This is a genomic window from Amycolatopsis sp. NPDC051716, assembly GCF_040681595.1.
Classification (GTDB): Bacteria; Actinomycetota; Actinomycetes; order Mycobacteriales; family Pseudonocardiaceae; genus Amycolatopsis.
On sequence record NZ_JBFAZA010000019.1, the window covers coordinates 175,610 to 183,701 of the forward strand.

The following is an 8,092-nucleotide window of genomic DNA, read 5'->3' on the forward strand; positions in this document are numbered from 1 at the left end:
GGGGGCATCTCACGTGATTGGGAGGTCAACTCGCGTGATTGGCGGGACGACACGAGTCAGCGGGCCCAGAGGCGGCCGATCCGGAGCTCGTCGCGGGTGATCCGCCAGGTTCCCCGCTTCACGAGTTGCTGCGGGTCGACCAGGACGGCCGCGTCCGCGGCTTGGAGGGTGAGCGGGGGCGGAGCCGGGGTCGAGGTGGGTGCCGAGGTCCGGGTGGGGGGTGTGGTCCGGGTCGGGGTGGGGGTTGCGGTGGGTGCGGGGGCGCCGGGGGTGACCAGGCCCTCCGGGGGCACCACCGTCTGGGTGGACGCCGTCGTGTTGACCGCGACCCAGCCGTGGGTGAACGTCCGGGTCCAGACGCCGTTGGCCAGCCGGCTCGCCGCGTCGATCGCCTCGCCCAGGCCGGAATCCTGCAACGTCGACCACTCCGGGTCGCGGTAGTCGTCGGTGGTCGCGCGGGTCCAGCACGTGCGGGGCCCGGCGAGCAGGGCCGCGCTCGCGTAGCCGGACCGCTCCTCGCGCGCGTTGTGCGTCCGCGTGACCAGCAGCAGCAGGGACTCGCCGAGTGCGGCCTGCGCGCGCAGCTCCTGGAACTCGTTGCCGCGGAAGGTCAGCAGGCCACCGGTGCCGCCGTCTTCGCGGAAACCGAAGTTCTCCTCCATCGCGCCGCCGAAGCGCGAGTGCGCGGTCCAGCGGCCCGGCACCAGGTGCGTCTCGGACACGTTGGGCACCAGGAGCTTTTGCGCGTTCGTGAGGGCGTCGCCGGCCTTGGCCAGGAACGCGTCCAGGCCGTCGCGGAGCTTGCGATCGGTCTCCGCGACGTTCGCCGTGCCCGCGAGCACCGCGGACGAATAGTGACTCAGGGAGTTGAAGTCGTTGTCCGCGAGCACCCCGTCCCAGCCCTCGCGCTTCACCTCCGCCACGACGGCGTCGGTCCAGGCCTGCTGGTAGTCCGGGTTCCACACCGTCATCTGCCAGTGCCGCGGGTAGCCCTGCCACTCGATCCGCCGCCCGTTGACGTCCTGGGCGAACCAGTCCGGGTGGTGCTCCTGGGCGGCGACGTAGCCGATCCCGCTCGGCAGGAAGACCGCGTCCTGGCCGCCGTCGACCGCGCCCGGGTAGTTGCGCGTGCTCGACAGGTCCTTGTACACCAGCACCTTCACCCGCGAGTTGAGCTGGTGCAGGCGGCGCATGGCCGCACCCTGGTCGGCGTTGAGCACGACGACCTGGTAGCGCTTGGCCGCCAGCTCGATCTCCTGCGCCGTCGGCGGCTGGCCGATCCCGTACCACCACGCGCAGGGCGCGAGCGGCTTCGGCGGCGGGGCCGCGAGGTCCTGCGCCGAACTGGCGACGCAGCCGGCCAGGCAGCCGGCCAGGCAGCCGGCCAGCAGCACGAACGCGGCCGTCCAGCACGCCACCGGGTGGTGGCGCATCAGCGTTGCCTTCGGCACAGCAGTTCTCCCACCGTGAGGATGATGATCTTGACGTCGAGCCACAACGACCAGTTCGCGATGTAGTAGTTGTCGTAGCGCGCCCGGTCCGCGATCGAGGTGTCGCCGCGCAGGCCGTGCACCTGCGCCAGGCCGGTCAGGCCGGTCGGCACCCGGTGCCGGGCCCAGTACAGGTCGTGGACGGCGGAGAACTCGTGCACGAACACCGGCCGCTCCGGCCGCGGGCCGACCAGCGACATGTCCCCGCGCACGACGTTCCACAGCTGCGGCAGTTCGTCCAAAGAGGACCGGCGCAGGAAGCGGCCGACCGGGCCGACGCGGTGGTCGCCCACGACCGACCAGCGGGTCTGCGAATCGTCGACGGCGGCCTGCCGCACGCTGCGCAGCTTGTAGAGCACGAACGTGCCGCCGTCCATCCCGACGCGCACCTGCCGGAAGAAGACCGGGAACCCGCTCTCCGCCGCGACGGCGAGCGCGCAGACCGCGATGACCGGCGCGAGGACGACGAGCGCGGCCGCGGCCAGCGCCGTCTCGACGGCGCGCTTGACCCACCAGCTCGGCCGCCGGGTCGGCGCGCCGCCCAGCCACACCAGCGGATAGCTGCGGAGCCGGTCGACGCCCGGCCCGTCCGGGCAGAGCTCGAACAGGTGCGGCAGCACCAGGGTGACGCACCCGAGGCGGTGCGCGGTGATGGCGGCGTCGACGATCGCGCTTTCGCGGTCGTCGGCCGGAGCGAGGATCACCGTGCCCGCGCGCAGCCGGGCGATGGCCCCGGCGAGGTCGCCGTCGATCCGCTCGACCGGCAGGCCGGGCGGCACCGCCTCCGGGCCGGACGCCGCGACGCCGACCGGCAGCAGCCCGAACTCGGGGTGCTCCAGCATGGTGCGGACCAGTTCGCCGCCGATCCGGCCGGCCCCCACCACGACGGCCCGGTCGCAGCGCCGCAGCCGGCGCCGTCCCCACCGGCCGAACGCGAACACCGCCGGCCGGGCCGCTTCGCTGAGCACGGCGAAGCAGAGGACCAGCTCCTGCATCCGCGCCGTGGCGTCGCCGTCCATCCCGGCCAGCAGGCCGAAGCCGGTGACGAGCGCGAACGCCAGCGCGGTGGCGGTGACCGAGCGCGGCAGGTCCTGCAGCCAGGAGAGCCAGAGGCGGCGGCGGTGGACGCGGCCGGCCACCCGGGCGCCCGCGAGGGCCGCCGCGGTCACCGCCGCGCACGCCGGGCCGGGCCCGGTCCGCAGCACCGCGGCCAGCCAGGCGGCGCCGTCGACGGCGACGAGCAGCACGGCCACGGCGTTGATCCGGGCGAGCAGCGGGCGGGCGCGGACGGCGTCTCGCGGCCGGTCGCCCGGCCGGATCCGCCGCTGCGCCGGCACCGCTTCGGTGACGATCGTGTCTCTGAGTTCAGTCACCGGTCTCGACCTCTGCTTGACATGAGGATTCCATTCTCGCTTTCTTCACGACTCAGCCATTCGAGGCAACACCGGCACGATCGGGTGATTTTTTCCTTGAAAGCCCAGAAATGCACTCGATCGGGGCGTCCAGCGAACCCGATCCGGTGATTTCAGGAAACACCAAGTAGTTCCGATGACGCGCATCCTTCCGGGGGACTTCCGGGGCCACTAAAGAAACCACACAACATAGCCGAATAGGACTGGACGGCCGCACCAAACCCGAGTCCGGACGGGTGACGGCCCAAATACGAGGACTACCAGACGAGGGGAACCGTGGCGCTCGAAGAAACCACCCTGGCCACACTGTCCGAACCGGACCGCGGCGGTCCGGATCCCACCGAGGCACGGACCGGCGGGCGGGCGCACGTCGTGCTGCCCGCGTTCAACGAAGAAGCGTCCCTGCCGCCGCTGCTGCGCCGGCTCGCCGACGTGGCCCGCACCGAGCAGGTCACCGTCTGGGTCGTCGACGACGGTTCCGCCGACGCCACGGTCGCCGTGGCCGAGGCGGGCTACGGCGGGCTCGACGTCCGCGTCGTGCGGCACGTGGTGAACCTCGGGCTCGGCCGCGCGGTGCAGTCGGGGCTGCGGGCGGCGCTGGAGGACGCCGGTCCCGACGACGTCGTCGTCGTGATGGACGCCGACGACACGCACGACCCGGAACTGATCCGCGCGCTGCAGGCGGAGATCACCGCCGGCGCGGACGTCGCCATCTGCTCCCGGTTCGTCCCGGGCGGCGACGACCGGACCGCCCCCTTCGGGCGGCGGCTGCTCTCCCGTGGCGCGGCGCAGCTGTTCCACCGCACCCTCGACGTCGACGGCGTCCGGGACTTCACCAGCGGCTACCGCGCCTACCGCGCGTCGCTGCTGGCCCGCGCCTCCGCCCACTGGGGCGAGCGGCTCATCGAAGAGCAGGGCTTCGCCTGCATGGTGGAGCTGCTGCTCAAGCTGCGCCACTGCCGCCCGGTGATCACCGAGGTCCCGCTGGCCCTGCGGTACGACCGCAAGCAGGGACCCAGCAAGCTGAAGCTGCGGCGGACCGTCGTGCAATACCTGAAACTGCTCGTGCGCGACCGGCTGAGCCCGGCGCCCTACCGGAAGCTGTGACCCGGTGACCCATCCCGACTCCCCGCACGTCGCCGTGATCGGCGGCGGCATCTGCGGCCTCGCCGCCGCCCACCGCCTCGTCCGCCGCGGCACCCGCGTGACGCTGCTGGAAAGCAGCGACCAGCTCGGCGGCCTCGGCACCTTCTTCGCCCACGGCGACCAGTGGGTCGAGCGCTTCTACCACTGCATCATGCCGTCCGACGCGAGCCTGCTGGCGCTGCTGGGCGAACTGGGTCTCCGGGACGCGGTGCGGTGGCGCGAAACGACGATGGGCATGGTCGTCGAGGGCCGCCGCCACCCGTTCAACTCCCCGCTCGACCTGCTCCGCTTCTCCCCGCTGCGGCTGCACGACCGCGTTCGCTTCGGCGTGGTTTCGCTGCTGTTGCGCCGGTTGGGGCGGGGCCGCGACCTCGACACGCTGCGCACCGAGGACTGGCTGCGCGGGCTCTACGGCGACGTCGTCTGGGAGCGGCTCTTCGCGCCGATGTTCGGCTCGAAGTTCGGGCCGTCCTTCGGGGACGTTCCGGCGTTGTACCTGTGGCAGCGGCTCGGCCGCGAGCGCAACGTCGCCACCCGCGGTTATCCGGACGGCGGCTACAAGACGATCATCGACGGGCTGCGGACATCGATCGAGGGGGCCGGCGGGGTGGTGCGGACAGCCACCCCCGTCCGCCGGCTGCACAGCACCGGCGGCCGCTCGGTCCTCACCCTGACCGGCGGCGAGGTCCTCGACGCCGACCACGTGATCTCCACCGTGCCGCTGCCCCTGCTGCGGCGCATCGCCGACGACGCGCTCGCCGCCCGGCTACCGGTGACCGATCTGCCCTACCAGGGCGTGGTCACCGGCGTGTTCTTCCTCCGGCAGCCGGTCACCGAGCACTACTGGACCCCGGTGCTGCACTCGGGCACGGAGTTCGACGGGGTCGTCGCGATGTCCGCGCTCGCCGGCCCGCGCGACGGCCGCCACCTCGTGTACGTCATGCACTACACCGACCGCGACTCGCAGCTGTACCTCGACGACGACACCGCGATCGCGGCCCGCTGGTCGGCGCAGCTGCGCGGGCTGTACCCGGAGCTCGGTGCCGACGGCATCGAAGAGGTGCGGGTGTTCAAGGCGCCGTTCGTGGAACCGGTGTACCCGCTGGGGTACCTGGCCGCGCGGCCACCGGTGACCGTGGACGGCACCGGCCTCCTGCTGGCCACCACCGCCCACGTCTACCCGGACGTGACGAGCTGGAACTCGAGCGTCGCCTTGGCGAACGACGTCGTCGCCCTGGTGGCGGATCAGCCCGCGGTCACCGAACCGGCCCGCTGATCGAGGAGGGCGCCGAGCGCCGTCACGATCCGGGCGGAGGCGGACCCGTCGCCGTACGGTGACGGGAGGTGGCGGAGGCGCTCGCGGTGGCCGGCCACGTCGTCGAGCCACCGCGCCACCTCCGGGCCGATCCCGGGCCCCGGCAGCACCCGCGTGCCGAACGTGCCGGCGATCTCGGGGCGCTCGGTGCTGCGCCGGACCACGACCACCGGTCGCTTGAGGACACTCGCTTCCTCCTGGATGCCACCGGAATCCGAGACGATCACCGCCGCCTCGGCGGCGAGCGCGAGGAACGCCGGGTAGGCCTGGGGTTCCAGCTCGACCAGCGGCTCGAGCAGGTGCCGCAGGCCGGCTTGCTCGACGCTCTTGGCCGTGCGGGGGTGCAGCGGGAACACCACCGGCAGCGGCAGGCGGCCCAGTTCGCGCAGGATCACCGCGAGCCGGCCGGCGTCGTCGACGTTCTCCGGGCGGTGGATCGTGGCCAGCACGAACCGGTCCCGCTCCAGGCCGCGGGCGGCCAGCACCGCCCGCCGGTCTTCGGCGGACGGGAGCGCGGCCTGCAGTGCTTCGACGACGGTGTTGCCGGTGACGGCGATCCGTTCGTCAGGCACGTTTTCGGCCAGGAGGTGGGCGCGGTTGAGCTCGGTCGGCGCGCAGCACAGGTCGGCGAGGTGGTCGATCAGCACGCGGTTGTGCTCCTCGGGCATCGCCCGGTCGTGGCTGCGCAACCCGGCTTCGACGTGCACCAGCGGCAGATCGTGCGCGTTGGCCGCCAGCGCGCCGGCGAGCGCGGACGTCGTGTCGCCCTGGACGACCACCACCCGGCCGGGCCGCTCCGCCAGGACCTCGTCGACCGCGCTGACCGTCCGGCCGAGCTGGCCGCCGCGGCGGCCGGCGCCCACGCCGAGTTCGTGGAACCGGTCGGACGGCGGCAGGTCCGCGCGGATGCGCGCGTACAGCGAGCGGTCGTAGTGCTGTCCCGTGTAGACGACGGCACACTCGTCGCCGAACACCCGCATCAGCGGGGCGAGCTTGATCAGTTCCGGCCGCGTGCCGCAGACCAGCGTGATCCCGCCCGTTCCGGCGGGCCGCACCGCCGGGGAGCTCCCGGTGGCGGCACGGAAATCTGCGGTGGTCGTCGACATGCGGTGCGGTCCTTTCGGGCGGTGAGTTCGCCGCACGCTACTCACCGGAACCGCGAAACCGGGCGCGACTCAGTCGATCGTGTGACGACGCGGTGTCGCACCGGGGAATTGCGGACGCCCTAAGATGGGGCCGATCGGAATACCGGACAGGACGGCCCGCTCTTGCTGAAGAAATTCGCGGTACTGGCGCTCGTGGCGCTTTCGGCCACCGTTTCCGCCTCCGCTCCCCGTGCCGACGCCGCCCCGAACCTCCTGCTCCCCGACCTCCGCCAGGCCGTGCCGGGGTGCGCCGGCGGCAGTTCCGGCGAACTCCCGCTGTGCACCGCCTGGGACGTGTGCCCGGTGGTCGACCCGGCCGCCCCCAACGGCCGCTGCGTCACGCCGTCGGTGGCGAAGGCCGTCCGGTTGCGGTTCACCAGCGCGGAGGAGAACGTCGGCGACGGGCCGCTGCTGCTGTACGGCCGCCGCGACAGCACGAAGCAGGACAACATGACGGTCCGGCAGGCGCTGCGCAACGGCACGGACGGCTCGATCCCGGGCAGCTACGCGGCGGCGCAGCGCGCCACCGGGGCCTTCACGTACTACGAGCCGGCTCTCGCCCACCAGCACTGGCACCTGATGAACTTCGAGCACTTCGCGCTGGTGTCCCGGCAGGGCGAGACGGTGGTCACCGACCGCAAGAACGGCTTCTGCCTCGGCGACCGCTTCCGGGTCCACGACGTCGACCGGCTGAAGAACGTGCCGGGCGACACGGGCGCAGACGCCGACCTCGCCGAAAAACTGCGCGGCAACATGTGCCGCCATCACGAACCCACGGCACTCGAGGTGCTCGAGGGGATTTCGGTCGGCGCGGGCGACGATTACAAGTACTCGGTGGACTTCCAGTGGCTGGACATCACCCACGTCCCGACGGGCACGTACGACCTGGTGAACACGGTCAACGCCGACCGGACGCTGCTGGAGACGAACTACGGCAACAACTCTTCGGCCGTGGCCCTGGCCATCGCGTGGCCGCTGGGGATGCCGGGATCGGACGGGACGATCCCGGCCGCGCCGGTGGTCAAGCTGCTGCGCAGCTGCCCGGGACAGCCCCGCTGCGCCTGAGCCGCCGGTCGTGCGGGATGCCGGTGGCGTCGGTGTTCAAGTGACGCTTGAAGCCGAGCTTGCGCCGGTCAACCGGGCTCGGCCCGGTGAGGGCGCGCGGGTGAGTGGAGTCGACCAACACGGCGGTCAGGCCGGTCGCGCCGGTGGTCAAACAGCTGCCCGGGACGGCCCCGATGCGCCTGAGCCGCCGGCCGTGCGGCTGGACGCCGCCGCCGCGCTCGAAGGCTCTGGGGCTCGGGCGGCCGGTTCGCGATGCTCGGCGGGCTGGGAGCCCGCGGCCTGCGCCGTTGGGGCGCCGCCCCCGATTTCCACGCTACCGGAAGGCACCGACAGTTTGCCGCGGCCTCCGGAAGCCGCCAGCCGTCGCCGGCCGGGTGAGCCGCCGCAGGCGGGGTGAGCCGCCGCGGCCAGCCGACCGCCCCACCTAGTAGCGTGTCGCGGCTAACTCTTGGGGTATAGGTGGCGGAGTTTGACGCGTGCGTCGTCGGTGGTGAACTGCCAGCGGACCTTGCGTTGCTC

At 72.6% G+C, this 8,092-nt stretch carries 6 protein-coding genes; 3 read left to right on the forward strand and 3 right to left on the reverse strand.

Features of this window, described 5'->3' with window-relative positions; translation table 11 throughout:
• Positions 1–56 precede the first annotated feature (56 nt).
• Both AB0M30_RS26295 and AB0M30_RS26300 read right to left on the reverse strand, forming a co-directional pair.
• Complete coding sequence (locus AB0M30_RS26295) at positions 57–1,451, reverse strand: putative glycoside hydrolase family 15 protein (protein ID WP_364588486.1); 1,395 nt, start codon at positions 1,449–1,451, stop codon at positions 57–59.
• On the reverse strand, positions 1,433–2,863 hold the full coding sequence (locus AB0M30_RS26300; RefSeq protein ID WP_364588489.1) for an exopolysaccharide biosynthesis polyprenyl glycosylphosphotransferase: 1,431 nt from the start codon (positions 2,861–2,863) through the stop codon (positions 1,433–1,435). The genes AB0M30_RS26295 and AB0M30_RS26300 overlap by 19 nt, the downstream gene beginning before the upstream one ends.
• Positions 2,864–3,178: 315 nt before the next feature.
• On the opposite strand from AB0M30_RS26300, the gene AB0M30_RS26305 reads away from it, so the two are divergent.
• Positions 3,179–4,009, forward strand: a complete 831-nt coding sequence (locus AB0M30_RS26305; protein WP_364588492.1) for a glycosyltransferase — start codon at positions 3,179–3,181, stop codon at positions 4,007–4,009.
• 4 nt (positions 4,010–4,013) lie between these two features.
• A complete protein-coding gene (locus AB0M30_RS26310) occupies positions 4,014–5,324 on the forward strand; it encodes an NAD(P)/FAD-dependent oxidoreductase (protein ID WP_364588495.1) in 1,311 nt (436 codons plus the stop codon).
• Here the strand turns inward: AB0M30_RS26310 and wecB are convergent.
• Entirely contained in the window at positions 5,294–6,469 is a 1,176-nt protein-coding gene (gene wecB, locus AB0M30_RS26315) for a UDP-N-acetylglucosamine 2-epimerase (non-hydrolyzing) (protein WP_364588498.1), read from the reverse strand. The genes AB0M30_RS26310 and wecB overlap by 31 nt on opposite strands.
• A 162-nt stretch (positions 6,470–6,631) precedes the next feature.
• Here wecB and AB0M30_RS26320 point away from each other — a divergent pair, with 162 nt between their 5' ends.
• On the forward strand, positions 6,632–7,573 hold the full coding sequence (locus AB0M30_RS26320) for a lysyl oxidase family protein (RefSeq protein WP_364588500.1): 942 nt from the start codon (positions 6,632–6,634) through the stop codon (positions 7,571–7,573).
• Positions 7,574–8,092 lie beyond the last annotated feature (519 nt).